This is a genomic window from Neisseria lactamica (assembly GCF_901482445.1).
GTDB lineage: Bacteria > Pseudomonadota > Gammaproteobacteria > Burkholderiales > Neisseriaceae > Neisseria > Neisseria lactamica.
Genome location: NZ_LR590477.1, coordinates 674,730 through 700,012, shown reverse-complemented (window position 1 = coordinate 700,012; position 25,283 = coordinate 674,730). Strand labels below are relative to the sequence as shown.

General features: G+C 51.8%; 27 protein-coding genes and 1 pseudogene. 16 read left to right on the top strand and 12 right to left on the bottom strand.

Annotated features, from left to right (window positions below; translation table 11 throughout):
* The first annotated feature begins 187 nt into the window (after nt 1-187).
* Nucleotides 188-844 carry a fumarylacetoacetate hydrolase family protein gene (locus tag FGL10_RS03775; RefSeq protein WP_003710125.1) on the top strand — a complete coding sequence of 219 codons (657 nt, stop codon included), beginning with the start codon at nt 188-190 and terminating at the stop codon, nt 842-844.
* 9 nt (nt 845-853) lie between these two features.
* On the opposite strand, the gene ruvX is transcribed toward FGL10_RS03775, so the two are convergent.
* The 3 genes from ruvX to FGL10_RS03755 all read right to left on the bottom strand — a co-directional run bounded on the left by ruvX (nt 854) and on the right by FGL10_RS03755 (nt 2,559).
* On the bottom strand, nt 854-1,309 hold the full coding sequence (ruvX, locus tag FGL10_RS03770) for a Holliday junction resolvase RuvX (RefSeq protein WP_003710124.1): 456 nt from the start codon (nt 1,307-1,309) through the stop codon (nt 854-856).
* A complete protein-coding gene (locus FGL10_RS03765; protein WP_013449020.1) occupies nt 1,302-1,850 on the bottom strand; it encodes a YqgE/AlgH family protein in 549 nt (182 codons plus the stop codon). The genes ruvX and FGL10_RS03765 overlap by 8 nt, the downstream gene beginning before the upstream one ends.
* Nucleotides 1,851-2,001: 151 nt before the next feature.
* Nucleotides 2,002-2,559, bottom strand: coding sequence for a CreA family protein (locus FGL10_RS03755; RefSeq protein WP_003710122.1), 558 nt, complete (start codon nt 2,557-2,559; stop codon nt 2,002-2,004).
* Nucleotides 2,560-2,753: 194 nt separating this feature from the next.
* On the opposite strand from FGL10_RS03755, the gene FGL10_RS03750 reads away from it, so the two are divergent.
* The 5 genes from FGL10_RS03750 to FGL10_RS03730 all read left to right on the top strand — a co-directional run bounded on the left by FGL10_RS03750 (nt 2,754) and on the right by FGL10_RS03730 (nt 9,655).
* Entirely contained in the window at nt 2,754-4,505 is a 1,752-nt protein-coding gene (locus FGL10_RS03750) for a murein hydrolase activator EnvC family protein (protein WP_036470057.1), read from the top strand.
* Between the two features lie 135 nt (nt 4,506-4,640).
* Nucleotides 4,641-6,116 carry a S41 family peptidase gene (locus tag FGL10_RS03745; protein ID WP_003710119.1) on the top strand — a complete coding sequence of 492 codons (1,476 nt, stop codon included), beginning with the start codon at nt 4,641-4,643 and terminating at the stop codon, nt 6,114-6,116.
* Between the two features lie 60 nt (nt 6,117-6,176).
* A complete protein-coding gene (locus tag FGL10_RS03740; protein ID WP_003710118.1) occupies nt 6,177-6,998 on the top strand; it encodes a YwqG family protein in 822 nt (273 codons plus the stop codon).
* Between the two features lie 109 nt (nt 6,999-7,107).
* Entirely contained in the window at nt 7,108-9,135 is a 2,028-nt protein-coding gene (gene uvrB, locus FGL10_RS03735) for an excinuclease ABC subunit UvrB (protein WP_003710117.1), read from the top strand.
* A 37-nt stretch (nt 9,136-9,172) separates the two neighbouring features.
* The gene (locus FGL10_RS03730; RefSeq protein WP_003710116.1) at nt 9,173-9,655 is read left to right on the top strand and encodes a hypothetical protein; all 483 of its coding nucleotides are present in this window, start codon (nt 9,173-9,175) and stop codon (nt 9,653-9,655) included.
* 218 nt (nt 9,656-9,873) lie between these two features.
* Here FGL10_RS03730 and FGL10_RS03725 read toward each other — a convergent pair whose 3' ends face one another.
* Nucleotides 9,874-10,338, bottom strand: coding sequence for a hypothetical protein (locus FGL10_RS03725; protein WP_003710115.1), 465 nt, complete (start codon nt 10,336-10,338; stop codon nt 9,874-9,876).
* 59 nt (nt 10,339-10,397) lie between these two features.
* Between FGL10_RS03725 and FGL10_RS12470 the strand changes: the two are divergent.
* Nucleotides 10,398-10,577, top strand: a pseudogene (locus FGL10_RS12470) (REP-associated tyrosine transposase); the annotation flags it as partial.
* A gap of 134 nt (nt 10,578-10,711) precedes the next feature.
* Here FGL10_RS12470 and FGL10_RS03715 read toward each other — a convergent pair.
* Nucleotides 10,712-11,059 (bottom strand): hypothetical protein, encoded by a 348-nt coding sequence (locus FGL10_RS03715; protein WP_003710113.1) that lies wholly within the window; start codon nt 11,057-11,059, stop codon nt 10,712-10,714.
* A gap of 420 nt (nt 11,060-11,479) precedes the next feature.
* On the opposite strand from FGL10_RS03715, the gene FGL10_RS03710 reads away from it, so the two are divergent.
* Entirely contained in the window at nt 11,480-11,764 is a 285-nt protein-coding gene (locus FGL10_RS03710; RefSeq protein WP_003713620.1) for a hypothetical protein, read from the top strand.
* A gap of 123 nt (nt 11,765-11,887) precedes the next feature.
* Here the strand turns inward: FGL10_RS03710 and trmB are convergent, their stop codons facing one another.
* The 4 genes from trmB to FGL10_RS03690 form a co-directional block, all read right to left on the bottom strand.
* Nucleotides 11,888-12,604 carry a tRNA (guanosine(46)-N7)-methyltransferase TrmB gene (gene trmB / locus FGL10_RS03705; RefSeq protein WP_003710110.1) on the bottom strand — a complete coding sequence of 239 codons (717 nt, stop codon included), beginning with the start codon at nt 12,602-12,604 and terminating at the stop codon, nt 11,888-11,890.
* Nucleotides 12,605-12,725: 121 nt separating this feature from the next.
* On the bottom strand, nt 12,726-14,129 hold the full coding sequence (locus FGL10_RS03700; protein WP_003710109.1) for a tetratricopeptide repeat protein: 1,404 nt from the start codon (nt 14,127-14,129) through the stop codon (nt 12,726-12,728).
* Nucleotides 14,130-14,245: 116 nt separating this feature from the next.
* Nucleotides 14,246-16,132 carry an excinuclease ABC subunit UvrC gene (uvrC, locus tag FGL10_RS03695; RefSeq protein WP_036475081.1) on the bottom strand — a complete coding sequence of 629 codons (1,887 nt, stop codon included), beginning with the start codon at nt 16,130-16,132 and terminating at the stop codon, nt 14,246-14,248.
* A 55-nt stretch (nt 16,133-16,187) separates the two neighbouring features.
* The gene (locus tag FGL10_RS03690; protein WP_036470046.1) at nt 16,188-18,350 is read right to left on the bottom strand and encodes a heavy metal translocating P-type ATPase; all 2,163 of its coding nucleotides are present in this window, start codon (nt 18,348-18,350) and stop codon (nt 16,188-16,190) included.
* Between the two features lie 138 nt (nt 18,351-18,488).
* On the opposite strand from FGL10_RS03690, the gene trxB reads away from it, so the two are divergent.
* The 6 genes from trxB to FGL10_RS03660 all read left to right on the top strand — a co-directional run bounded on the left by trxB (nt 18,489) and on the right by FGL10_RS03660 (nt 21,124).
* Entirely contained in the window at nt 18,489-19,439 is a 951-nt protein-coding gene (gene trxB / locus FGL10_RS03685) for a thioredoxin-disulfide reductase (protein ID WP_003710105.1), read from the top strand.
* Nucleotides 19,440-19,594: 155 nt separating this feature from the next.
* Nucleotides 19,595-19,963 (top strand): 30S ribosomal protein S6, encoded by a 369-nt coding sequence (gene rpsF, locus FGL10_RS03680; RefSeq protein WP_002223699.1) that lies wholly within the window; start codon nt 19,595-19,597, stop codon nt 19,961-19,963.
* On the top strand, nt 19,964-20,266 hold the full coding sequence (gene priB / locus FGL10_RS03675) for a primosomal replication protein N (protein ID WP_003710104.1): 303 nt from the start codon (nt 19,964-19,966) through the stop codon (nt 20,264-20,266). It abuts the gene before it with no gap.
* 6 nt (nt 20,267-20,272) lie between these two features.
* Entirely contained in the window at nt 20,273-20,503 is a 231-nt protein-coding gene (gene rpsR / locus FGL10_RS03670; protein ID WP_002213306.1) for a 30S ribosomal protein S18, read from the top strand.
* Between the two features lie 16 nt (nt 20,504-20,519).
* Nucleotides 20,520-20,972 carry a 50S ribosomal protein L9 gene (gene rplI, locus FGL10_RS03665; protein WP_003710103.1) on the top strand — a complete coding sequence of 151 codons (453 nt, stop codon included), beginning with the start codon at nt 20,520-20,522 and terminating at the stop codon, nt 20,970-20,972.
* A 14-nt stretch (nt 20,973-20,986) separates the two neighbouring features.
* Nucleotides 20,987-21,124 (top strand): hypothetical protein, encoded by a 138-nt coding sequence (locus FGL10_RS03660; RefSeq protein WP_003710101.1) that lies wholly within the window; start codon nt 20,987-20,989, stop codon nt 21,122-21,124.
* Nucleotides 21,125-21,162: 38 nt separating this feature from the next.
* Here FGL10_RS03660 and FGL10_RS03655 read toward each other — a convergent pair whose 3' ends face one another.
* The gene (locus FGL10_RS03655) at nt 21,163-21,969 is read right to left on the bottom strand and encodes a sulfite exporter TauE/SafE family protein (RefSeq protein ID WP_003710100.1); all 807 of its coding nucleotides are present in this window, start codon (nt 21,967-21,969) and stop codon (nt 21,163-21,165) included.
* A complete protein-coding gene (pssA, locus tag FGL10_RS03650; protein WP_003710098.1) occupies nt 21,970-22,716 on the bottom strand; it encodes a CDP-diacylglycerol--serine O-phosphatidyltransferase in 747 nt (248 codons plus the stop codon).
* A 566-nt stretch (nt 22,717-23,282) separates the two neighbouring features.
* Here pssA and FGL10_RS03640 point away from each other — a divergent pair.
* Both FGL10_RS03640 and FGL10_RS12760 read left to right on the top strand, forming a co-directional pair.
* Nucleotides 23,283-23,765: a DUF4189 domain-containing protein gene (locus FGL10_RS03640; protein WP_003710095.1), complete on the top strand. Its 483-nt coding sequence runs from the start codon at nt 23,283-23,285 to the stop codon at nt 23,763-23,765.
* Nucleotides 23,766-23,773: 8 nt separating this feature from the next.
* Nucleotides 23,774-23,896 carry a hypothetical protein gene (locus FGL10_RS12760; RefSeq protein WP_003710092.1) on the top strand — a complete coding sequence of 41 codons (123 nt, stop codon included), beginning with the start codon at nt 23,774-23,776 and terminating at the stop codon, nt 23,894-23,896.
* A gap of 40 nt (nt 23,897-23,936) precedes the next feature.
* Here FGL10_RS12760 and FGL10_RS03635 read toward each other — a convergent pair whose 3' ends face one another.
* The gene (locus FGL10_RS03635; protein ID WP_003710090.1) at nt 23,937-25,154 is read right to left on the bottom strand and encodes a uracil-xanthine permease family protein; all 1,218 of its coding nucleotides are present in this window, start codon (nt 25,152-25,154) and stop codon (nt 23,937-23,939) included.
* Nucleotides 25,155-25,283 lie beyond the last annotated feature (129 nt).

Sequence of the window (25,283 nt, the reverse complement as noted above, 5' to 3'; positions counted from 1 at the left end):
GGGAGAACCTCAAAATTTTGCTTTGGAAATTTCAAAACCGAAAATACTGTTATGGATTTGAAAATTCAAATCCGTGATGGACACCGGGCAAGGCTCGTTTATGTTTTATAAAGAGACATTTTCTAGGAAAAACAGACGGCGGCAGGCGTTGCCTGTTTTTGTTTGCCCGGTTTGAAAGGAAGGTAATATGGCTTCGGTATTTTTAGAAGGAAAGGCGGTCGGAGTGGGCAATATTTTCTGCATCGGCAGGAACTATGCCGCCCATATCGAAGAGTTAAAAAACGAAATACCGTCCGAACCCGTGGTATTTATGAAGCCGTCAGGCAGCATTTTGAATAGCGGCGGCACAATCTTGCTGCCCGAATTCAGCAGGGATGTACAGTTTGAGTGCGAACTCGTGCTGCTGGTCGGTAAGGATTCAGACGGTATGGGCGAGGGTGAAGATATTTTGGAATGCGTGGCGGGGTACGGCGTGGGTTTGGATTTGACCGCGCGGGACATCCAATGCCGTCTGAAGGCGCAGGGGCTGCCCTGGCTGAAGGCAAAAGGGTTCAGGCATTCCGCGTGCGTGTCGGATTTTGCGGCGGCAGACAGAATCGGCGATCCCGAGAAGGTGTTGTTTTCATTAAAACAAAACGGCGTATTGAAACAGCGCGGGGATACCGGTTTGATGATTTACCCGATTCGGGAAATTTTACACAAGCTGGCGGCGGATTACGGTTTGGGGAAAGGGGATTTGGTGTTTACCGGAACGCCCTCCGGCGTGGGCGCAATCGGTGCGGGGGACAATTTGGCATTGGAGCTGGACGGCTTGGTGCGCGCCTGTTTTACGGTAGGGCGTTAACCGCGCCGCCTAACCGTCCCGTCCGTTGAAATATTCCGCCGCGCCGCCCTCGAAAAAACTTTGCAGGATGGCTTGCGCCGCTGCTTGGTCGAGAACGGATTTCCTTTTTTTGCCGAAAACCCGCGCTTCCGAAAGCAGGCTTTCCGCATAGACGGACGAGAGGCGTTCGTCCACCCAATAAACGGGAAGCCCGAACCTGCCGTGCAGCCTGCGTCCGAACTTGCGGGACAGATGCGTCATTTCATGTTCTGTGCCGTCGGTATGGACAGGCAGTCCGACGACAAAATAACGCGGCTGCCATTCTTGAACCAGCTTGGCGATTGCCGCGAACTTTTCATCGTTGCTGCTGCCGGTAACGGTGCTCAAAGGATGGGATAGCCCTAATTCCGCATCGCCTTGCGCCACACCGATGCGCGCTTCGCCGAAGTCGAACGCCAATGCCGTTCCTTTTGGGGCTTTATGCATGTCCCGCCTTTCCGTGTAAAGCCAGGGGGTCGATGCCGAGTTTGGCAAAGGCGGCGGCGTAACGGTGTTCGTAGGGGATGTCGAACAGGATATGTTCGTCGGCGGGAACGGTCAGCCACGCATTGTCGGCAAGTTCGCGTTCGAGCTGCCCTTTGCCCCAGTTTGAATGTCCGATGCTGATTAATGCCTTATCGACCGCGCCCTCGCGGGACATATTTTCAATCACGTCGCGGGAGGAAGTTAGCGCGATGCCGTCTGAAACCGCGATGCTGTGCTGCCAGTTCCCGACCGGCGTGTGGACGACGTAACCGCGCTCGACCTGCACCGGGCCGCCCATCATCACGCTGTCGTGCCGCATTCGGAGGGGGATGTTCTTGCCCGTGGCGGAGAAAATCATGTCCATCGTAATCGGGGAAGGTTTGTTGATGGCGATGCCTACGGCACCGTCTTCGTCATGCCTGCAGACATAGACGACGGATTGTTTGAAAAAAGTATCTTCCATACCGGGCATGGCGATGAGGAAATGATTGGAAAGGTTCATCGTATTTCCTTTTCGGTTGAAGCCCCGCCACTCGGACATCTGTCCTTCGGGGCGGTAGAATCAGACTTTATTTGGGAGGGGTGTAACCCCTTCCGAATCAGGACGACACATAGGGTGACGCTTTATGTGTCGTCCTGTGTGTCGAAACATATCAGCGTTTGTCGGGATTTTCTATCGGGTTGGAAATAATGCAGACGCCGGCAATCGTTTTGCCGGAAATGCCTGCTTGGGGCATATCGGTTTGCAGGCTGCCGCCGAAACAGGAAACCGCGCTTAAGGAATTTTTCGGAGAACCTTGGACGATTTTATCGCTGTAAACCAAATAAGCGAAGGCTTTGCGTTTTGGGTCGTAATAACGGACAATCTGCCGGCTCTTGAACGCGAAGCTCGTGCCGCGCTTGAAAACTTCTTTCGGTTTGCGTACGGCGGTTTCGTCAAAAGAAATCGAAGATGCCGTCTGAACGCACGAAACCGATGCGTCGGACGCGTCCTCTTCCAAATTGACCGTTTCCTTCAAGCCGCCTTTTTTTGCATACGAAATATAACAGGCAATGCCTCGGACGTCGGGATCGTCGAATCCCTCCACTTCGATACGGTCGTTTTTTCCCAGCATATTGAAAACGGTACTTGCCCGTCCGATTTTATCGGTTTCATTATCGCCGCAGGCTGCCAATAAAAAAACGGCCGGCAAAAGGAAGAGTTTGTTCATGAGGCTATCAGGTTATTAAAATGACGCTCGGGGCAATATAAGGCTGTTCGTGCCGATTGCAAGCGTCCGCGCAAAGAAGCGGCAAGATTGGGCAAACGGCATTTTCAGACGGCATAACTGACAGTATAATCCAAACGTCCGGCCGCTTCCGCGCGGCCTTCAGCATTATCCAACTTTTTTCCGAAAGCCGAACCATGCAATACAAACCCCTCCTGCTCGCCCTGATGCTTGTCTTTTCAGCCCCCGCCGTTGCCGCCGGCGACACGGCGCACAACCGTTCCGCCGAAGTAAAAAAACAGGCGAAAAATAAAAAGGAACAGCTTAAAGCCGCCGGCGGCAAACAGGACAAAGGCAAAAATGCCGCCGCGAAAGCCAAAAGGGCGGATGACGAAAAGCCGTCAAAAAACAACGCTGAAGCAGGAAAATCCGCCGGAAGCCGGAAAGCGGCGGAAAAAGGGGCGGCGGCAGAACGTAAAAAGGTGCGCGGAAAACCGGTGTCCGAACCCGCCGGAAAAAACGTCAAAACGCAGCCCAAAGACCCGTCCGGCAAAAAAAGGACGAAAGGGCGGGACAATACGCGCAGGGACGGCGAAAATGCGGGAAAAGGCAGTAAAGCCGCCGATAAAGATACCGGTGCTGCAGACAGGGACGGGAAAAGCCGTACCGGCAAGGACGGAAAAGCGGCAAAACAAGACAAAAGGCAGGCGGGCAGGCAAACCCTAACCGATTCCGACGAATTGAAAGCCGCCGTTTCCGCTGCCACCAACGATGTCGAAAACAAAAAAACCCTGCTCAAACAGGGCGAGGGGCTGCTAATCCGCGTCAGCACCTCGCTCGAACAGCTTCAGGAGGAACGCATCCGTCAGGAACGCATCCGCCGGGCGCGCGGCAGCCTGGCTTCCGTCAACCGCAAACAGCGCGAGGCTTGGGACAAGTTTCAAAAACTCAATGCCGATTTGAACCGTTTGAAAACGGAAGTTGCCGGCGCGGAGGCGCAGATTTCCCGCTTCGTGTCGGGCAGTTATAAGAACAGCCAGCCCAATGCGGTCGCCCTGTTCCTGAAAAACGCCGAACCGGGTCAGAAAAACCGCTTTTTGCGTTATACGCGTTATGTGAACGATTCAAATCGCAAAGTCGTCAAAGATTTGGAAAAACAGCAGAAGGCTTTGGCGGCGCAAGAGCAGAAAATCAACAACGAGTTGGCGTATTTGAAAAAGATTCAGGCAAACGTCCAATCACTCCTGAAAAAACAAGGTGTGAGCGATGCGGCGGAACAGGCCGAGAGCCGCAGGCAAAACGCCAAAATCGCCAAAGATGCCAAAAAGATGATGGAGCAGAAAGAAAACGAGCGGCAACTGAACCATCTTTTGAGCAGTTTGGAGCAGAAAAAAGCCGAACGCCGCATCCGGGATGCCGAAGCCAAAAGAAAGGCGGCGGAAGCCAGACTGGCGGCGGCCGAAAAAGCCGGGCAAGAGGCGGCGCGGCGCGGGGCAATGTCCAACCTGACCGCCGAAGACAGGAGCATCCAAGCCCCTCCGGCGACGGGTATCGGCAGCGCCGACAGTTTCAGCCGTATGCAGGGACGCTTGAAAAAACCGGTTGACGGCGTGCCGACGGGCTTGTTCGGGCAGAGCCGGAGCGGCGGCGATGTTTGGAAAGGCGTATTCTATTCCACTGCACCGGCACCGGTTGAAAGCATTGCGGCAGGAACGGTGAGTTATGCGGACGAATTGGACGGCTACGGCAAGGTGGTCGTGGTCGATCACGGCGATAACTACATCAGTATTTATGCCGGTTTGGGCGAAATTTCCGCCATCAAGGGGCAGCCGGTCTCTGCGGGAAGCAAAATCGGCACGAGCGGGTCGCTGCCGGACGGTGAAGAAGGGCTTTACCTGCAAATACGTTATCAAGGCCGGGTGTTGAACCCTTCGAGCTGGATACGTTGATCGGGAAAATAAAAAGGCAGGTTTTGCGCGGATTGTCCGGCGCGGCGCATCCCGTTGCAAACCCTGCCGTTTTCAATACGTTTTCAATGGCTGTGTTTCCGTTTTCGGGAAATCAAGAGAGAAAGTTAAAGAAGAATGTCGAAACCTGTTTTTAAGAAAATCGCACTTTATACCCTGGGCGCAATCAGCGGCGTGGCCGTCAGTCTGGCGGTGCAGGGTTTTGCCGCCGATAAGGACGGGCGGGATAACGAAGTCCTGCCGGTCCAATCCATCCGCACGATGGCGGAGGTTTACGGTCAGATTAAGGCAAACTACTATCAGGACAAACCCGATGCCGATTTGTTTGAAGGTGCGATGAAGGGTATGGTGGCCGGTTTGGACCCGCATTCCGAATATATGGATAAAAAAGGTTATGCGGAAATGAAGGAATCGACCAGCGGCGAATTTGGCGGCTTGGGGATGGAAATCGGGCAGGAAGACGGTTTTGTCAAAGTGGTTTCGCCGATTGAGGATACGCCTGCGGAACGGGCGGGGGTGAAAAGCGGCGATTTCATTGTGAAAATCGATAATGTTTCGACGCGGGGGATGACGGTCAGCGAAGCGGTGAAGAAAATGCGGGGCAAGCCGGGGACGAAGATTACTTTGACGCTGTCGCGTAAAAATGCCGACAAGCCGGTCGTTGTCAATCTGACGCGTGCCATCATTAAAGTGAAAAGCGTCCGCCATCATCTGCTCGAGCCGGATTACGGCTATATCCGCGTCTCCCAGTTCCAAGAGCGGACGGTTGAAGCTGTGAACGCGGCGGCAAAAGCACTGGTCAAGGAAAATAAAGGGAAGCCGCTCAAAGGGCTGGTGTTGGATTTGCGCGACGACCCCGGCGGGCTTTTGACCGGCGCGGTCGGCGTGTCGGCGGCGTTTCTGCCGTCTGAAGCGGTCGTCGTCAGCACCAAAGGACGCGACGGCAAAGACGGCATGGTACTGAAAGCCGTTCCCGAGGATTATGTGTACGGTATGGGCGGCGATCCTTTGGCGGGCATTCCTGCCGAGTTGAAAACCATACCGATGACGGTTCTGATTAATTCGGGTTCGGCTTCCGCGTCGGAGATTGTCGCAGGTGCATTGCAGGACCATAAACGCGCGGTCATCGTCGGTACGCAGAGCTTCGGCAAGGGTTCGGTTCAGACTTTGATTCCCTTGTCCAACGGCAGCGCGGTCAAGCTGACAACGGCACTGTATTATACGCCGAACGATCGTTCCATTCAGGCGCAGGGGATTGTTCCGGATGTCGAGGTGAAGGATAAGGAACGCATTTTTGAAAGCCGCGAGGCGGATTTGGTCGGACACATCGGCAATCCATTGGGCGGCGAGGATGTGAACAGTGAAACCCTTGCCGTGCCGCTTGAAAAAGATGCGGATAAGCCCGCTGCAAAAGAAAAAGGCAAAAAGAAAAAGGACGAGGATTTGTCTTCAAGGCGGATTCCCAATCCTGCCAAAGACGAGCAGTTGCGGAAGGCTTTGGATTTGGTCAAGTCGCCCGAACAGTGGCAGAAGTCTTTGGGGCTGGCGGCGAAAAAGCCGGTTTCAAATAAAGACAAAAAAGATAAGAAGTAGGTTTTGACGATGCCGTCTGAAAGGGTTTCAGACGGCATATTATGTTTGAGAGGACAGGTTATGACTGATTTTTTACCGGAATTTGAACCGTTTGCAGAGAAAATAGCAGCCACGGCAAAACCCGTCGTGCGTTTTTCTTTGAAGAAAGAGACAGTAGAACTGTGGGACAGCAAGGTCGGCGGCAGACCTTATCTGCCGGAGGGTATGGAATATCCCCAAAACGCCCAAGGACAACCGCTTTCCTTGTTGGCGCAAATCAACTTTGCCCAAATGCCGCATCTGCCGGACTATCCGACCGAAGGCATCGTCCAGTTCTTTGTCGACGGTTACGACGATTTGTCGGGCATGGATTTCGACGACTTGCGCGCCCAAAAGGGATTCCGTGTTTTGTACCATCGGGAAGTGCGGCAGGAAGGTTTGCGTTCGGATGTTCCGGTATATTCCGATTTTGGGGATTTCGGAGTCGGTCTGCCGTTTGGTGCAGAGGAAGAATTCCGCATGGTTTTTTCCGAACCGGAGACGCAATATCTGTCTTTCGACGATTACCGTTTCGATCGGACTTTTCCGGAAATGCGCAAGCTGATTCTCGAAAGGGTTACGGATACGGGTAACAACGATTGGCGGCTTTACGAGAACTATCGGGAAGCCTCCAATCAGGCGGGACACTGTATTGGCGGTTATCCCTGCTTTGCCCAATACGATCCGCGCGACGGCAGTTTGGAAGGCTATGAACTGCTGTTCCAATTGGAAAGCCAATATGATGAGAACGAAGGAATAGACATCATGTGGGGCGATATGGGCATCGGCAATTTCTTTATCGCGCCCGAAGATTTGGAAAAATGCGATTTCTCCAAAACGGCATTCACTTGGGATTGCGGTTGAGTTCAGATGGCATACGGTCGGGAGTGTCTTTTATTCCATGCCGTCTGAAAGACGTTTCCGACCCATCCCTACTACACGCTTTGTCCGCAAACGTATCACAGGCAAGATTATGGAAGTCATCCGATACCCCGATTCCCCCTTCAAACTCCACCAACCTTTCCCGCCCGCAGGCGACCAGCCCACCGCCATTGCCGGCCTGCTCGAAGGGCTTTCAGACGGCCTTGCCTATCAAACCCTGCTCGGCGTAACCGGTTCGGGCAAAACCTACACGATGGCGAACGTCATCGCCCGAAGCGGCCGCCCCGCCATCATCATGGCGCACAACAAAACCCTTGCCGCCCAGCTCTATGCCGAAATGCGTGAGTTTTTCCCCGAAAACGCGGTGGAATATTTCGTCTCCTACTACGACTATTACCAGCCCGAAGCCTATGTGCCCAGCCGCGACCTGTTCATCGAAAAAGACAGCGCGATCAACGAACACATCGAACAGATGCGCCTTTCTGCCACCAAAAACCTGATGACGCGCAACGACGTGATTATCGTCGCCACCGTGTCCGCCATTTACGGTATCGGCGACCCGACCGAGTATCAACAAATGGTGTTGTCCGTCAAAGAAGGCGACACCATCGAGCAGCGCGACATCATCGCCACGCTCGTTTCCATGCAGTACGAACGCGGCGATTTGGACTTCAAACGTGGCAGCTTCCGCGTGCGCGGCGACGTGATTGACGTGTACCCCGCCGAAAGCTCCGAAAACGCCTTGCGTATCAGCCTGTTCGACGACGAAATCGACCGCCTCGATATGTTCGACCCGCTTTCAGGCAGCCTTATCCAACGCGTCGGCCGCTACACCGTCTTCCCGTCCAGCCACTACGTTACCCCGCGCGACACCGTCTTGCGCGCCTGCGAATCCATCAAAGAAGAATTGCGCGAACGCATCGAGTTTTTCACCCGCGAACAACGCCCTGTTGAGCAACAACGCATCGAACAACGCACCCGTTTCGACCTCGAAATGCTTTACGAAATGGGCTTCTGCAAAGGCATCGAAAACTACTCCCGCCACTTCTCCGGCAAAAAAGAAGGCGAACCGCCGCCCACGCTGATGGACTACCTGCCCGACAACGCCATCATGTTTATCGACGAAAGCCACGTTACCGTCACCCAAATCGGCGGCATGTACAAAGGCGACGCATCGCGCAAACAAAACCTCGTCGATTACGGCTTCCGCCTCCCTTCCGCCCGCGACAACCGCCCGCTCAAATTCCACGAATTTGAAAAAGTCATGCCGCAAACTGTCTTCGTTTCCGCCACTCCCGCCAAATACGAAGAAGAACACGCCGGACAAGTGGTCGAACAAGTCGTCCGCCCCACAGGGCTGGTCGATCCCAAAATCATCATCCGTCCCGTCGTCACCCAAGTCGACGATTTAATGAGCGAAATCAACGACCGTATCCAAAAAGGCGAACGCGTCCTCGTTACCACCCTCACCAAACGCATGGCAGAGCAACTCACCGACTATTACAGCGAACTCGGCATCAAGGTTCGCTACCTGCACAGCGATATCGACACCGTAGAGCGCGTTGAAATTATTAGAGATTTACGGCTCGGCCTGTTTGACGTACTCGTCGGCATCAACCTCTTGCGCGAAGGCTTGGACATCCCCGAAGTCTCCCTCGTCGCCATCCTTGATGCCGACAAAGAAGGCTTCCTACGCTCCCACCGCAGCCTGATTCAAACCATAGGCCGCGCCGCACGCAACGTGAACGGCGTCGCCATCCTGTACGCCGACAAAATCACCGACTCCATGAAAGCCGCCATCGACGAAACCGAACGCCGCCGCGAAAAACAGATGAAATTCAACGAAGAACACGGCATCGTGCCGCAGCAGATTAAAAAACAGGTCAAAGACATCATCGACGGCGTGTACCACGAAGAAGACAGCGGCAAAGGTCGTAGACAAGGCAAAAACAAGGTTAAAGTCGGCGAAATCCACAACGAAGAAGACGCGATTAAAGAAATCGCCAAACTGGAAAAAGCCATGCAGCAGGCGGCTAGGGATTTGCAGTTTGAAGAGGCTGCAGTGTTGAGGGATAGGATACGGAATATTAAGGAAAGCATGTTGTTTGGGGCGGAGTGATGATTTTAATATTTGAAATTTTAGAAAGGATTATGTAATGGAAAATCTAGAAAAACGGACTCAAGAAGTTGTCTTTCAAACTTGTTTGTTATTAATTAAACATTTCAGAAACTTAATTGAATTTCAAAATGAAACCAATCAAATTCGTCTTGGGTACAATTCAAGAATTTTTGAACATATGTTGCACAAAGAAGATTCTTTTGTGTTTTTGGGGGAGTCAGAAAAAGCAGCAGCTACTACAGATCGATGTCGTCTCGAGCATGTAGTTCCCTGCTCTTATATGATTGATGAGTTAGATAAATTGATTAAACAAAAAGATTATTCTGATGAAGAATTAGCTACAGCACTTCAGAAAAATTGGAAAGTAGCACGTATTACTCTGGAAGAGGCTGGATACTTAGATGCTAAATCGGGAGCAGGATTGAAGAGTAAAATGCCAGATGGTTGGGATTTTATGGTAGGGCGACCGGAGGAAAGATTGGAAGTAGCCGGTATTAAATTGCTCCCTAAACAATCCTAGCAAGCGTGGGTCGGATACTTGTATCCAGCAAAACCTTTAATATTCCCGTCGTTGCAATCCATTGCAGCAATGCCCAAAATGTCGGATTCGAGAATCTGACCTACGGAAAACTAAAGATTTCATGCTGGCTACGGCTTACTTGTTGAGTTTAGATTTCATATGGGCTATAGCTTGCTTCTTAATTGTCTCCGAAGAAATTTTGAGCCTACCTACGTAATTTATTTATTATCTAATATTCTTATAGGTATTAATGGATTATTTTCCTCCCATGGAACTTCATAATCTAGGAAAATAGATTCTAGAGCTAGAATGAACGAATGATTAAGCTCAAATGGCAAATCTTCGCATTCGAATAGTTCGGGAATATAAAATTTAACTAAATCCAAACCTTTTTTTGTTAATGTAATTTCCCCAGAATACCATAATTCATTATTTTCCGTACCAAAAGGATTTTGTTTTGCAAATTCCTGGCAAAACAGGAATATCTCTTGTTTTTTATCAAATGTAAAAGGCCATAAAATAGCCAATTCACATACTAATAGCCGATATATAAATTCAACTGCAAATTGCCATTGCCATGTTTGCGGTTCGCGCCCTAGCGGTGCAAAAGATATCGGAGTAAGATCATCAAAGGTCAAATATTCAAATCCGCATTGTATTTCTTCTGCTGTTTCTTTATTCATAGTAAAACCTTATTTAGCTGGAAATTTAAATTTTAAACTTGTAGGCTTTCCCTTTTTACCAATATTTAATCGGCGGCAATCTCAGACTTTGGCAAAAACGCTTTTGGGAACATACTATCCGCGATGAGGCTGATTTTGCCTACCATTTTGATTATCTGCATTTCAATCCGGTCAAACATGGCTATGTAGGACAAATTTCCGATTGGCGGTTTTCTACGTTTCACCGTTATGTCAAATAGGGTATTTATCCGCATCATTGGGGTGGCGGCAATGCGGACTTTTCTATTGAATACGATTAAAGTAATGTCGGATTCAAGCATCCGACATACGGAAAACTAAAGATTTCATGCGTGTTACGGCTTGCTTGTTGAATTTAATCATATTTATTTGAATTGAATTCTTTTATTTTATTGTGAGATGAAAATAGTATTTTCGATGAGAAACCCATGACTAAAATAGTATAGTCTTTATCATTCTTTACGAAGTAACAATTACCATATCCTGCAATATTTTTATCCCAAAAATCACAATATGATTCAGTGGTAAAATCAGTTTTAGTTGATATAAAATCAAAATTATTTGGGTAAGACCCATATTGCTGGTAATATTTATCTATATTTTCTACTAAGAAATCAATTCTTTTTTCTAACATTTTGAGATTAATTTGTAATAATAAAATGTATAAAACTATACTAGTTATTATTATTTTTAAATAAGTCATTTTATTTTCCAGTAAATAGAAGTTTAGTTGTTTTGTTAACTATGCCTGAATGTATACCTAAGTCTTCTTTTGGTAACGATGAATAATTAGCAAGCGGTAGCCCGCATCTCCGCCAAACGCGTGCCACTATCTGCGAGTGGCACAAACTTTAAAACCGATGTGCATAAAACCTACAAGGATGCGTGCGGTACGCAGGTGTTTTGCCGTTCAAACCATTGTTTTAAAACTTGTATCGAAATATCACTCGCTGCTTTGCATGAGCCAGAAGTACTTGGTTGGAGTGGTTTTACAGAAATTTTAGGAGCAGTATATGATAAATGGTTGAATAATTCCACATTATGATGGTATTTATAAAGGAATTAGCGAAGTAACAGGTATTCCAAATATTTCTGATAAATATAAAGAACAAGGAGTAAAAAAATGAAAGTAATCACTATTACATTGTTTACTAGCTGCATACTATCTGGATGCTATGGGCTTGAATATGGAATGAGTGGCGGCATTCCTCATGATGACTGGGCAAGAGGCAGCCATGTTAGTCAAGCCAAAGCAGATGCTGCGTGGAAAGAATGTTCTGACAAATATATGAAAAATGGTGGTTCAGTATTAGTAGAACAATGTATGAATGATAAAGGATTAATACGTTTATCTGAAATACGTCGTAGGCAAAAGAGAGCAGAAACACAAAGAGCAGTAATTAAGTAACAATAATGAAATACTACTGTTCCCGAACAAAGCGGCATTTACGCAGGTGATGACGGCTATATTTTGAAAAAATGCCGTCTGTAAGCAAATGTGCTTCAGACGGCATTTTCAAACGGCGGTTTGTTATCCGATCCGTTTGAATACCAAGTCCCAAACGCCGTGTCCGAGGCGTTTGCCGCGCGCTTCGAATTTGGTTTCGGGGCGGTAGTCCGGTGTGGGGGCGTAGTCTGCCGCCGTATTTTGCAGGCTGTCGAAGCCGCTGAGGACTTCAAGCATCTGCTGTGCATATTCTTCCCAGTCTGTCGCCAGGTGGATATAGCCGCCGGTTTTGAGTTTGGGCAGTAGTTTGGCGATGAAGGGGGCTTGTATCAGACGGCGTTTGTGGTGGCGTTTTTTGTGCCACGGGTCGGGGAAGAATATGTGGATGCCGTCGAGCGAGCCGTCTTGCAGCATATTTTCGACAACTTCTACGGCATCGTGCCGCATCACGCGGATATTTTCCAAATGGTTTTCGTTGATGAGTTTGAGCAGGTTGCCTACGCCGGGGCCGTGTACGTCGATGGCGAGAAAGTCGGTTTCGGGCAGCCTGCGGGCGATTTCTGCGGTTGCCGTCCCCATACCGAAGCCTATTTCGAGGATTTTGGGTCGGTTGCTTCCGAAATTGGCATCAAGATCGGCCGGTGTTGCTTGGTAGCCGATGCCGAAGCTGTCCCATAAGGTATCGATGGCGCGTTGCTGCGCGGCGGTCATATGGCTTTGGCGGAGGACGAAGCTGCGGATACTGCGGGGGTGTCCGGCTTGACGGTCGTTTGGTGTTTGGTTTTCGGCGGTGTCTGTCATAATGCTTTCGTGCGCTTGTGCAATCAGGATGCCGTCTGAATGCGGGCTGCCTGTTCGGACGGCGGGAAGGGAAAGGGGCGATTATACCTGTTTCGTTTCAGCAGGGTAGGTGTAACGCTGTTCAGACGGCATTTTGCCATTGTTGCAGCAGTTCTTGCAGGACGCTTTTTTGCCCGTATCCGTTGTTTATGGCTTCTTGCAGGTAGCGGCAGGCTTTTTCTTTATCCGGCCCGACACCGTGTCCGCTGTAATGGATGCAGGCGAGGTTGTAGAACGCCATACTGTCTTTTTGCGCGGCGGCTTGTTCAAACCATTTGCGTGCTTTGTTGTAGTCGGCGGCTATGCCCTGTCCGAAGTAGTACATACTGCCCAGATTGGTTTGGGCTTTGCTGTGTCCGAGTTCTGCGGCTTCTGTGTAGAGTTTGAGCGCGGCTGCGTATTCGGGCGCGCATTGTAATCCGTAATGCAGGGCTTGGGCTTTTTGATAAAGCCGTTCTGCCCTTTGCCGCCTGATGGCGGAATCTTTGATGCCGCCGTATTGGTCGGGATGGTTTAACGCGCTGTCGGATATGAGTTTCTGATACGCGGCAAGGCTGCCTGCTTCGGCTGCCTGCCGGTAATAATGCCGGGCTTTTTCCGTATCGGGGGCTATACCCAAACCGTAGCGGCAGATGTCGCCCAGTATCCGCAAACCTTCGGGATGGCGTTCGGTGGCGGCTGCTTCGGCATGATGTAGGGCAAGTTCGTGGTTTCTTTCCAGATACTTGCCTTGCAGGTAGATGTCGGCCAGTGCGGCATGGGCATCGGGGTCGTTTTCCTGTGCCGCCTGTTGGAACCGGTAAACGGCCTCATCGGGGGCGGTAGGCAGGATGAGTTCGGCAAGCGGGGTGCAGGCGGGAATGTATCCTTGTTGTGCGGCGGCGCGCAAATGATTGACGGCCTGTGCCGTGTCGGTTTGCGTCCCTTGTCCGAAACGGTATTGCAGTCCGAGCTGCCAGTGTGCCGCCGCCAAGCCTTGTGCCGCCGCTTTGCGGTAGAGCAGGTGCGCCGTTTCAAAATCCGGCGGTGTGCCGTACCGGCAGTATTGGGCGAGCAGGTATTGCCCGTGGGGATTGTTGTTTTTTGCGGTCGTTTTTGCCCATTCGAGTGCTTCTTCAAAATGCCGGGACGCGTACAGCAGGTACATCAGGCGGACTTGCGCTTCGGGCACTCCTGCTTCTGCCGGAGGCCTGTAAAGCGATATCAGGGTTTCAGGGGGCGCGCCTTCCAATTCTTGGATATATGCCAGATTGTAACGCGCGTAGGGATGCCCCTGTTCGGCGGCGATGCGGAGCATTTCCATACCTTGTTCGCGGTCTTGGTAGGGGCCGTCCGCATCCATCAGGTGTTTTGCCAACTCGAATGCGGCGGCGGGATGACCTGCCGAGGCCGCTTCTGTCAGCAGTCGGCGGACTTCGGTAAAGTTATATTGTTTTTGAGAAAGGCAGTCTAAGGCCTGCCGATAGGATAAGTCGGGATTGCTCATATCAGATCGTTTTCCGTTTTGTCGAATCATCGTTATTCGTTATGAAGTTAGGTTTATATCGGCACGCCGGCCTGCTGTATCATATTTTTACAGGCGGTTTTTGCTTTGGCGGCACACTAATGCAGATGATTGTAAATGGTTTCCGCCAATGCCTTGCTGATGCCTTCCACTTGTTCCAAATCTTCTTTTCCGGCGGCAATCACGCCGCGCAGGCCGCCGAAGCGGGTAAGCAATGCTTGGCGGCGTTTGCTGCCGATACCGGGGATGTCGCTGAGGGACGAGGTAACGCGTGCTTTGTCGCGTTTTTTGCGATGCCCCGTGATGGCGAAGCGGTGGGATTCGTCGCGCACGGTTTGCAATAAATGCAAGGCCGGGCTATTGGGCGGCAGGCGGAAGACTTCGCCGGTAAAAGGCAGTATGAGTTCTTCCATACCGGCTTTGCGTTCGGGGCCTTTGGCAATACCGACCAAAGGAATGTGCAGCCCGAGTTCTTCCCATACCGATACGGCTACGCCGATTTGTCCTTTGCCGCCGTCAATCAACACGACATCGGGCCATTTGACGGTCTCGCCGTTGGCTTCGGCTTCCTGCATTTTGCCGTAACGGCGCGTCAACACTTCGCGCATGGCGGCGTAGTCGTCGCCGGGTTTGGCGGTTGTGATGTTGTAGCGGCGGTATTGCGAAGGCTGGATGTTTTGCTCGTCGTATACGACGCAGGACGCAATCGTGGCTTCGCCTTGCGTGTGGCTGATGTCGAAGCATTCGAGGCGGTTGAGGTCGTCTGAATTCATGTTCAGGATTTTTGCCAACTCGTCGATGCGGTGTTGCCGGTTGCTTTGTTGCAGGCGGCGTTGTGCAATCGCCATTTGCGCATTTTGTTCCGCCATCTTCAGCCAGACCTTGCGTTCGCCTATGGTCTTGGTGACAAACTGCATCTGCTTGCCGTGTTCGCCCTCTAAGGCTTCTTTCAATGCGTCGGGGACGGGGAAGTTGCTGATGATGATGTCGGGTTTGCTTTTGCCCAGATAGTGTTGGGCAACGAAGGCTTCGGCGTAATCTTGTCCGTTTGGCTCGGGATCGTTTTTGGTGTCGGGGAAGAAGCTTTTGTCGCCGACGTGCCGTCCGCCGCGGATGCTGACCCAGTGTACGCAAACGAGGCCGTCTGAAACGGCAAGTGCGAGCAGGTCGATATCGTTGGGGTTGTTCGGGTTTTTGCTGTCGATGAACTGGTTGCTCTGCATGATGCCGAGTGCTTGGATTTGGTCGCGGTAGCGGGCGGCTTCTTCAAATTGCAGATTCGCGGCGGCGGTCTGCATTTTGTGTTGCAGGGTACGCGTCAGTTCGTCGGTTTTACCGTTGAGGAAAGTGGCGGCTTCACGCACGCTGTCGCGGTAGTCTTCTTCGCTGATATGTCCGACGCAGGGTGCGGTGCAGCGTTTGATTTGGTACAGCAGGCAAGGGCGGTCGCGGTGTTCGAACACGCTGTCTTCGCAGGTACGCAGCATAAAGACTTTTTGCAGGACTTGGATGCTGTCGCGCACGGCGTTGCTGTTGGGATACGGGCCGAAGTATTGGTTGGGCTTTTTCAGCGTGCCGCGGTAATACGCCATTTGCGGATATTGATGGCCGCTGAGCATCAGATAAGGATAGCTTTTGTCATCGCGGAAAAGGATATTGTATTTCGGCGACAAGGCTTTGATGAAGTTGTTTTCGAGAATCAGGGCTTCGGCTTCGGAACGCGTGATGGTGGTTTCGATGTGGCGAACCTGTTTCACCATCAATGCAATGCGCGGCGAATGGTCGTTTTTTTGGAAATAGCCGGACACGCGCCGCTTGAGGTTGACCGCTTTGCCGACGTATAAGACTTTGCCGCCTTCGTCAAAAAAACGGTACACGCCCGGCAGCTTGGGCAGGTTTTTGAGGAAGAGCGGGATGTCGAATTGTTCCAAAGAACGGTTTTCTGTATTCATATCAATCATTTGAAAAACGGCTTCAGACGGCATATCGGCGGCGGCAGCCTTATCCGTTCGGAAAAGCTGTCGGGCGAGTTATATGCGGTCAATCGATTTTTACCCGTTTCAGGCGCAAGGCATTACCCAATACCGAAACCGAGCTTGCCGCCATTGCTGCGCCTGCGATAACAGGGTTTAAAAAACCGAGCGCGGCAAGCGGAATGCCCAAAATATTGTAGAAGAAGGCGAAAAACAGGTTTTGCTTGATATTTTTCAAAGTCGCCCGCGATACCGACAGCGCATCGGCGAGTTGGTTGACCGAATGCTGCATCAGCGTGGCGGACGCGGTGTGTTCGGCAACGTCCGCGCCGCCTTTCATCGCAAAGCTGACGTTGGCGGCGGCGAGCGCAGGCGCGTCGTTGATGCCGTCGCCGACCATCGCCACGGTTTTACCGGCGGCTTTGAGTTTCTGTACTTCGACGGCTTTGTCGCGCGGACTCATGTTGCCGAAGGCGTGTGCGATGCCCAGTTGTTTGGCGACGTACTCGACCGTGCCTTGGTTATCGCCGCTCATCATATAGACATCGATATTGTGTTTTTTCAGACGGCCTATGGCTTCGGCGGTATCGGCTTTCAATGCGTCGGCAAGTGCGAATGCGCCGATAGGTTTATTGTCAACTGAGACTGCAACAATACTTGCAACGTCCCAAACGCCGTCTGAAAACTTCGGCAAGGTCAATTCGGCAAAATCAAGTTTGCCCGCTTTCACCAAACCCACGCCTTCCACTTCGGCGGTAATGCCTGCGCCGACAACGGTTTGAGCGTTTTGTGCGGCAGGAATGTCCAAACCGCGCGCTTGGGCGGCGGAGACGATGGCTCGGGCGAGCGGGTGGGCGGCGTTTTGTTCGACGACGGCGGCGATGCGGTACAAAGCGTCTTCGTCAAAGCCGCTGTCGGGAACGCAATAAACGGCGGCAACCTGCGGCCTGCCTTCGGTCAGCGTACCGGTTTTGTCCAACACGACGGCATCGACGTGGGCGGCTTCCTCCATTGCCGCCGCATCTTTAAACCAAATACCGTGTTTAACCGCTTTGCCCATACCGACCATAATCGCGGCAGGGGTTGCCAGACCCAGCGCGCACGGGCAGGCAATCACCAAAACGGCAACGGCGTGCATCAATGCGAGCGTCCAATCGCCTTTAATCAGCCAAGTGGCAATAAAGGTCAACAGCGCAATGCCCACGACAGTCGGCACAAACACCGCCGCCGCTTTATCGGCCACGCGCGCAATCGGTGCTTTGCTGCCTTGCGCTTCGGAGAGCGCGTTCATCATGTCGCCGAGCAGGGTTTGGCTGCCGAGCTGGGTGGCACGGTACACCACGCTGCCTTCGGTCATCAGCGCGCCCGCCAACACTTTGCCGCCCGCCTTTTTCTCTTCGGGGTTGGATTCGCCGGTAAGATGGCTCTCGTCCGCCCAACCGCTGCCGCTTTCGATAATGCCGTCGGCGGCAATGCGTTCGCCGTGGTTGGCGCGGATAAGGTCGCCGATTTGCACTTGGTCGATGGGCACTTGTTTCCATTCGCCATCGCGTTGCACGTTGACTTGGGTTGGTGTGAGTTTGAGCAGCAAACCCAAGCTGTTCAGGCTGGATTTTTTGGTGCGGTGTTCCAAAAATTTACCCAGTGACACAAAACCGATCACCATCACGCCCACTTCAAAATACACATGCGCCATACCGTGCGCCGCGTGCGGGCTGAAAAACAGCATATAAACGGAATACAGGTAAATCGACACCGTGCCGATGGTAACCAGCACGTCCATATTCGCCAGCCCGCCCTTAATGCTCGCCCACGCGCTTTTGTAAAACGGTACTGCCAGCCAAAGCTGCACTATGCTTGCCAGTACAAACTGCCATACAGGCGGAATCATCCAATCGTATCTGCCAATCATCATCCCCGCCATACCGATAAGAAAGGGGATATTGATGGCAAACAAAAGCCACAATCTCCAGCCGATATGGTGTTCTGCTTCAGCTTGCGGCAATGTATCTTCCGTTTTTTCCTTCGCGCCGTAACCGGTTTTCTCAATGATTTTGGCAATGTCAGCTACCGACGTTTTGCTGTCGTCAAACGTAACCTGCGCTTCCTCGCTGGCGAAGTTCACTCCCGCCGATTCGACAAAATCTTTTTTGTTCAACACTTTTTCAATACGCGAAGCGCAGGCCTGACAGGTCATGCCTTCGATTTGGAAACGGATTTTTTGTTGCATAAGTTTGATTCCTGCTTTGATGTTCAGACGGTAGTCAAGGTTGCGGGATGCCGTCTGAACGCCCGTATGGTCGAAATTTCTCAAACGCGCCGATAATTCGAGTAGAATCCGAAAACTTGACACAGCAAAGGAAAAACGATGTCCCAACACCGCAAACTGATTATTTTGGGTTCCGGCCCCGCCGGATACACCGCCGCCGTCTATGCCGCGCGCGCCAATTTAAACCCCGTCATTATTACAGGTATCGCGCAAGGCGGGCAACTGATGACCACCACCGAGGTGGACAACTGGCCTGCCGATGCCGACGGCGTGCAAGGGCCGGAGCTGATGGCGCGGTTTCTCGCCCACGCCGAACGTTTCGGAACGGAAATCATTTTTGACCAAATCAACGCCGTCGATCTGCAAAAACGCCCGTTCGCACTCAAAGGCGATATGGGCGAGTACACTTGCGATGCCCTGATTGTCGCCACCGGCGCGTCCGCCAAATACCTCGGTTTGCCGAGTGAGGAAGCGTTTGCGGGGAAAGGTGTTTCCGCCTGCGCCACCTGCGACGGTTTCTTCTACAAAAACCAAGATGTTGCCGTAGTCGGCGGCGGCAATACGGCAGTTGAGGAGGCACTCTACCTTGCCAATATCGCCAAAACCGTTACGCTGATTCACCGCCGCAGCGAGTTCCGCGCCGAAAAAATCATGATCGACAAACTGATGAAACGCGTGGAAGAGGGCAAAATCATCCTCAAGCTGGAAAGCAACCTGCAAGAAGTACTGGGCGACGATCGGGGCGTAAACGGCGCATTATTAAAAAACAACGACGGTTCTGAGCAACAAATTGCCGTCAGCGGCATCTTTATCGCCATCGGGCACAAGCCGAATACCGATATTTTCAAAGGGCAGTTGGAAATGGACGAAGCCGGCTACCTGAAAACCAAAGGCGGTACGGCGGACAATGTCGGTGCAACCAATATCGAAGGCGTATGGGCGGCGGGCGACGTAAAAGACCATACCTACCGTCAGGCGATTACCAGCGCGGCTTCCGGCTGTCAGGCGGCTTTGGACGCGGAACGCTGGCTGGGCAGCCAAAACATTTGAATGCCGTCTGAAACCGAAATTTTCGGCGGAATGCAAGTTTTTCGCGCCAAATCCTTGATTCTGTCGGCAAACCCCAATATAATGCCCGTTCTTTGAACCTTGCCTTCTGCTTTCGCATGGCAGAAGGCTGTTTTTACCATCCATAAGGAGATAACATGCGTCATTACGAGATCGTGTTTATCGTTCATCCTGATCAAAGCGAGCAAGTGCCCGCTATGGTTGAACGTTACAAAACCATGATTGCCGAGGCAAACGGTAAAATCCACCGTTTGGAAGACTGGGGCCGCCGCCAACTGGCTTACCCGATTAACAAAATCCATAAAGCCCATTACGTTTTGATGAACATTGAAACCACTCCGGAAGTTGTTGAGGAGTTGGAAACCGCGTTCCGTTTCAATGATGCGGTATTGCGTCATCTGACCATCAAAACCAAACACGCCGTTACCGAAGCCTCCCCTATGTTGGGTGGTGAAAAGGCTAAGAACCTGTTGAGCGGTGCGTCTGAAGAAGCGGCTGCCCAATAATTGGGATTCAATAATCTTGTTTCGCTTGCCGCGTTGATTGAAAAAGTTTTCCCTATTCGATATACGCCTGCCGGAATCCCTGTTTTAGATATTATTTTAAAGCACGAATCATGGCGGGAGGAAAACGGGCAGCAATGCCTTGTCCAATTGGAGATCACCGCGCGGATTTTAGGCAGGCAGGCGGAAGAGTGGCAGTATCGGCAGGGCGTATATGTATACGTCGAAGGTTTTTTGGCTCAAAAAAGCAGACGTTCCCTGATGCCGATGCTCAGAATACAAAATATTCAAGAATATAAAGGTTAAACGACAATGGCTCGTCAATCATTCAAACGTAGAAAATTCTGCCGTTTCACGGCTGAAAAAATCCAAGAAGTCGATTACAAACAAGTTGATTTGCTGAAAGACTTTATCTCTGAAAACGGTAAAATCATTCCTGCCCGCATTACAGGAACGAAGGCATTCTACCAACGCCAATTGGCTGTTGCCGTAAAACGCGCGCGTTTTTTGGCACTCCTGCCTTATACCGACCAACACAAATAATTTTGGAGTTTGAATCATGCAAATTATTCTGTTAGAAAAAATCGGCGGTTTGGGCAACTTGGGCGACATCGTAACCGTTAAAAACGGTTACGCCCGCAACTTCTTGATTCCTGCCGGTAAGGCAAAACGTGCGACTGAAGCGAACATGAAAGAGTTTGAAGCACGCCGCGCAGAACTGGAAGCCAAACAGGCCGAAATTTTGGCAGATGCCCGAGCCCGTCAGGAAAAATTGGACGGTCAAACCGTTACCGTTGCACAAAAAGCCGGTGTGGACGGCCGCCTGTTCGGTTCCGTTACCAATGCCGACATTGCTGCTGCAATCGTTGCTGCCGGTATCGAAGCCGTGAAAGCAAATGTACGCCTGCCAAACGGTCCTTTGAAAGCCGTTGGCGAGTATGAAGTAGAAGTTGCTTTGCATACTGATGCCGTTGCTAAAATTACCGTTGCCGTCGTTGCCGCAGCCGAGTAATTGAAATTATCAGAATGCCGTCTGAAGCCCTGCTGATTATCGGAATGTGGTTTCAGACGGCATTTGTTTTGTTTTCCGTATATTCTGCAAAAATCGGGACGGTTGTTTTTCATTTTGCCGGAATGGGAGGCCGGAAGCCTTGTCCTGATTAAGTGTTTGTGCAAACGGTAAAAAGGGTTTTTCGTGTGTTTCAAAGCAGGTTGTACAGCATTTTTCCGGCAATCAAAAGCAGCATAATGCCGAAGGATTTTTTAAGTTTGGCAGAAGAAAGGTGATGGGCGGTTTTGACACCGAGCGGGGCAAAGGCAATGGTTGCCGCACTGAGGACGGCGACAGCGGGCAAATAAAGGAAGCCCAGCGAGCCTTCAGGCAGCCCTCCAACTTTCAGACCGTTTAAAAGATAAGATATCGCACCTGCCAGCGCAATTGGCCAGGAGAGTCCGGATGATGTACCGATGGCTTTGTGGGTGGGAAATCCGCATCGGATTAAGAAAGGGACAGAAAGTGAGCCGCCCCCTATGCCGACCCAGCTTGACATTGTGCCGAATAATGTGGAAACAGCAGTCAGTCCCGGCAGTTTTGGCAGCGGATGCGATGCAGTCTGATGACCGCTATGCAATGTTCTGAATGCGACGGCTGTAAAAAACAGGATAAAGAAAATTTGAAGCCAGAATGTGGGGATATATTTTGCGGAGAGCGAACCCAAGAATACGCCGAATATCATGCCCGGTATCATCATGAATACCGTTTTCCAGTCAACTGCCTGTTTTTTGTGCTGTCCCAACATACTGGAGAAGGCGGTAAAGACCATAACGGCAAAGGATGTGCCGATAGCGAGGTGTTGGGCATAGGGATGTTGAGCCAATCCTTGGTAACCGAGTACCCATAAAACGACAGGAACAATCAGTGCGCCGCCTCCGACACCGAACAGACCGGCAATAAAACCTGACGCACTGCCTACGGAAAGCAGGAGCAGGATAATTTCCCAATGCCACATTTAATCCGCCTTTCTGTATTTTTTCCAAAACCGGCGTGCCGCCATAATGTAGCCGGACAGGCTGTATCCGAGAAAGAACAGGAAGAGGACGAGCGACGGTTCCCAAGTGACCAAAAGCAGCAGCAAGACGGCAAGCAGCATTCCGACAAAGGGGACTTGTTTGCGGATGTTGATTTCTTTAAAACTCCAAAAAGGGATTTGGACAATCATCGACAGGCCGGCAAACAGCGTGATGCCCAATGCCCACCAGTGGACGGCGGGGAACTTTTCGACGCTGTGGTTGACCCAAATCAGCCCGGCAATCAGCGCGGCGGCAGTCGGACTGGGCACGCCGATAAACCAGCGTTTGTCCACCTTGCCGATGAGCGTGTTGAACAGGGCGAGGCGCAGGGCGGCGCAGGCGCAGTAGATGAAGGCGACGGAATAACCGATTTTGCCGAATTGCCAAAGTTGCCATTTGTAGGCAATCAGCGCAGGGGCGACACCGAAGCTGACCATATCGGCAAGGCTGTCGAGCTGCTCCCCGAACGCGCTTTGGCTGTTGGTCAGCCGCGCCACGCGCCCGTCCATACCGTCCAGCAGCATAGAGATGAATACCGCGATGGCGGCGGTTTCATAATGCCCGTGCATCGATTGGGTAATGGCGTAAAAGGCAGAAAACAGGGCGGCAACGGTAAAGGAGTTGGGCAGCAGGTAGATGCTGTTTTGACGCAGGGAGCGTTGGGGGGTGTTGGGCGGGGTTTCCATAGGCAAAGTATCTCGCGGACGTGGAAAGTCGATAGGGGATTATAACCCAAACCATTATCGAACAATACGCCCTTCAGAATTAAGCCCCGGGGGCGGTTTGTTTTTCCGACGCGGATGCTTTGCGGGGGCGGTTTGGGGACTCGTCTGCCGCCGGCTGTGTTGTTTCGGATTTTTGCCGGGTATTTTTGCGCTTGCCGGAAGGTATCGGGGGAAGGGCATCGGAATATGTGGTGCTCAGTTCAAACCGGGGCGGCGTTTCCCTATTTTCGGGGAGTTTGCAGGTTTCAACAAATTGAAAGATATTTTTGTATTTCCAAACGTATGCTGATTTTGAAGCGGGATAAATTATAGGACAAGGTTTTTCACCCGCCGCAAAGGTTGCCCGCAATGCCGTCTGAAAACAACGGCTTGCCGGCAAGGCGGCAGTAGGCGGATTTGTGCTGCCGAAACCGGTTTGCCGCACTCCGGCGGTGCAATCTGCAGGGAGGATAAGCCGATAAGGAGGGATTTATCTTGTTTTTTGTTTATAATGCGGCAGAATTTGGACGAAACGTCAGGAGTTTGTGATGATAAAAAGGATGGCGGCAGTATCTGTACTCTGCCTGATGACTGCGGCGGCACAGGCTGCCGATACTTACGGTTATCTCGCCGTTTGGCAGAATCCGCAGAATACGGACGATGTTTTGCAGATTAAGGCAACAAAAGAAGATTCGACGCAAAACGAGGCACTTGCCGAATTGGAGGCTTTTTGCAAAGGGCAGGATACGCTTGCGGGCATAGGCGGCGATCAGGCGACGGGATGCCGGTCGGTTGTGTCGCTGAACAATACCTGTGTCGCGTTGGCATACCCGAAAGCCTTGGGTGCGATGAGCGTTGAAAACGCCGTTGTGATTACTTCTCCGCGTTTTACGAGCGTCCATCAGGTCGCACTCAACCAATGTATCAAAAAATATGGCGTGCAGGGGCAATGTGCTTTGGAAACAGTGTATTGCACGTCTTCTTCTTATTACGGCGGGACTGTCCGCTCTTTGATTCAAAATCTCAAATAAAACGGAAAATGCCGTCTGAAAGATGTTCAGACGGCATTTGCGTGTTTACGGCAGGCTGTTCGCGTACCGGCGGCAGGCTGTCCGACACAATGCGGATACCGCGCGCAAACCGCCGGCACGAAGCCGGTTAACGGGTAAATTTTCCAGCGGTATCGGATCGGTATTTGCGTATCAACGCTCCGGTTCGCAGGCATCGGGCAGCAGGCTGTTCAACACAATGGCGAGTACGGCGCACAAGCCCACGCCGGCAAAGCTGAAACCGCCCAGTTTGAGCGTCATACCGCCGATGCCCGTCGTCAGTACCGAGCTGACGATAACCAGGTTTTTCGGCAGCATCAAATCGACTTTGGCATCAATCAGGGTTTTGATGCCTAAAGAAGCAATCGTGCCGAACAGCAGCAGCATAATGCCGCCCATCACAGGCATCGGGATGGAAGCCAAAAACGCATTGAATTTGCCGAAAAACGCCATGCAGACGGCAAAAACCGCCGCCCAAGTCATAATGACGGGGTTGCTGTTTTTGGTAATCATCACCGCGCCGGTCACTTCGCCGTAGGTCGTAACCGGCGGGCCGCCGATCAAGCCGGCAACGCATACGCCCAAGCCGTCGCCGGCAAGGGTTTTGTCCAAGCCCGGGTCTTTTGTATAGTCTTTCCCCGTTACATTGCCGATCGCCATAATGCCGCCGATGTGTTCGATGGCGGGGGCGATTGCGACCGGAAGCATAAACAGTGCCGCCTGCCAGTTGACTTGCGGCGTTTCAAAATGCGGGACGGCAAACCAAGGCGCGTGTGCAATGCTTGCCGTGTCCACCATTCCCATCAAGAGTGCCAATACATAACCCGATGCGACACCGATTAAAATCGGAATAAGCTTCATCATTTTGTTGCCGAAAACCGAAACGGCGGCGGTAACGGCAAAGGTAAAGCCGGAAAGAATCAGCGAATCGGTATAGTCGATGACCTGTTTTCCGCCTGACTGCCCCATCGCCATACTGCTTGCCGCCGAGGCGACCGACAAGCCGATGACCATAATGACCGGACCGATGACGACCGGCGGCAGCAGCCTGTGCACCGCCGCCAGTCCGCGCCGGCGGATGAGTGTGGCAAATACAAAATACATAAATCCCGCAGCAAACAACCCGAACATAGTGGAAGGCAGCCCCCATTCGCCGACGGAGTAGATAATCGGTGCGATAAAGGCAAACGAAGAACCGAGAAAAATCGGCACTTTGCGTTTGGTTGTGATTTGGAACAGCAGCGTTCCCACGCCTGCACCTAAAAGCGCGAGTGCCGGGTTCAGACCGGTCAGCAGGGGGACCAGCACCATTGCGCCGAATGCCACAAATAAAATCTGCGCGCCGGAAACGGCAAGTTTCAATTGCTTCATACCATCTTCTTTCAGTCGGTTCAAACGGCACGGATTATACTGGTTCGCCGCAATCCTGCGTAAAATACCCGCGATGCCGTCTGAAAGGCAACACCCGCCCGCCGCGCGTCCGACCGGGCGAAATGGGGT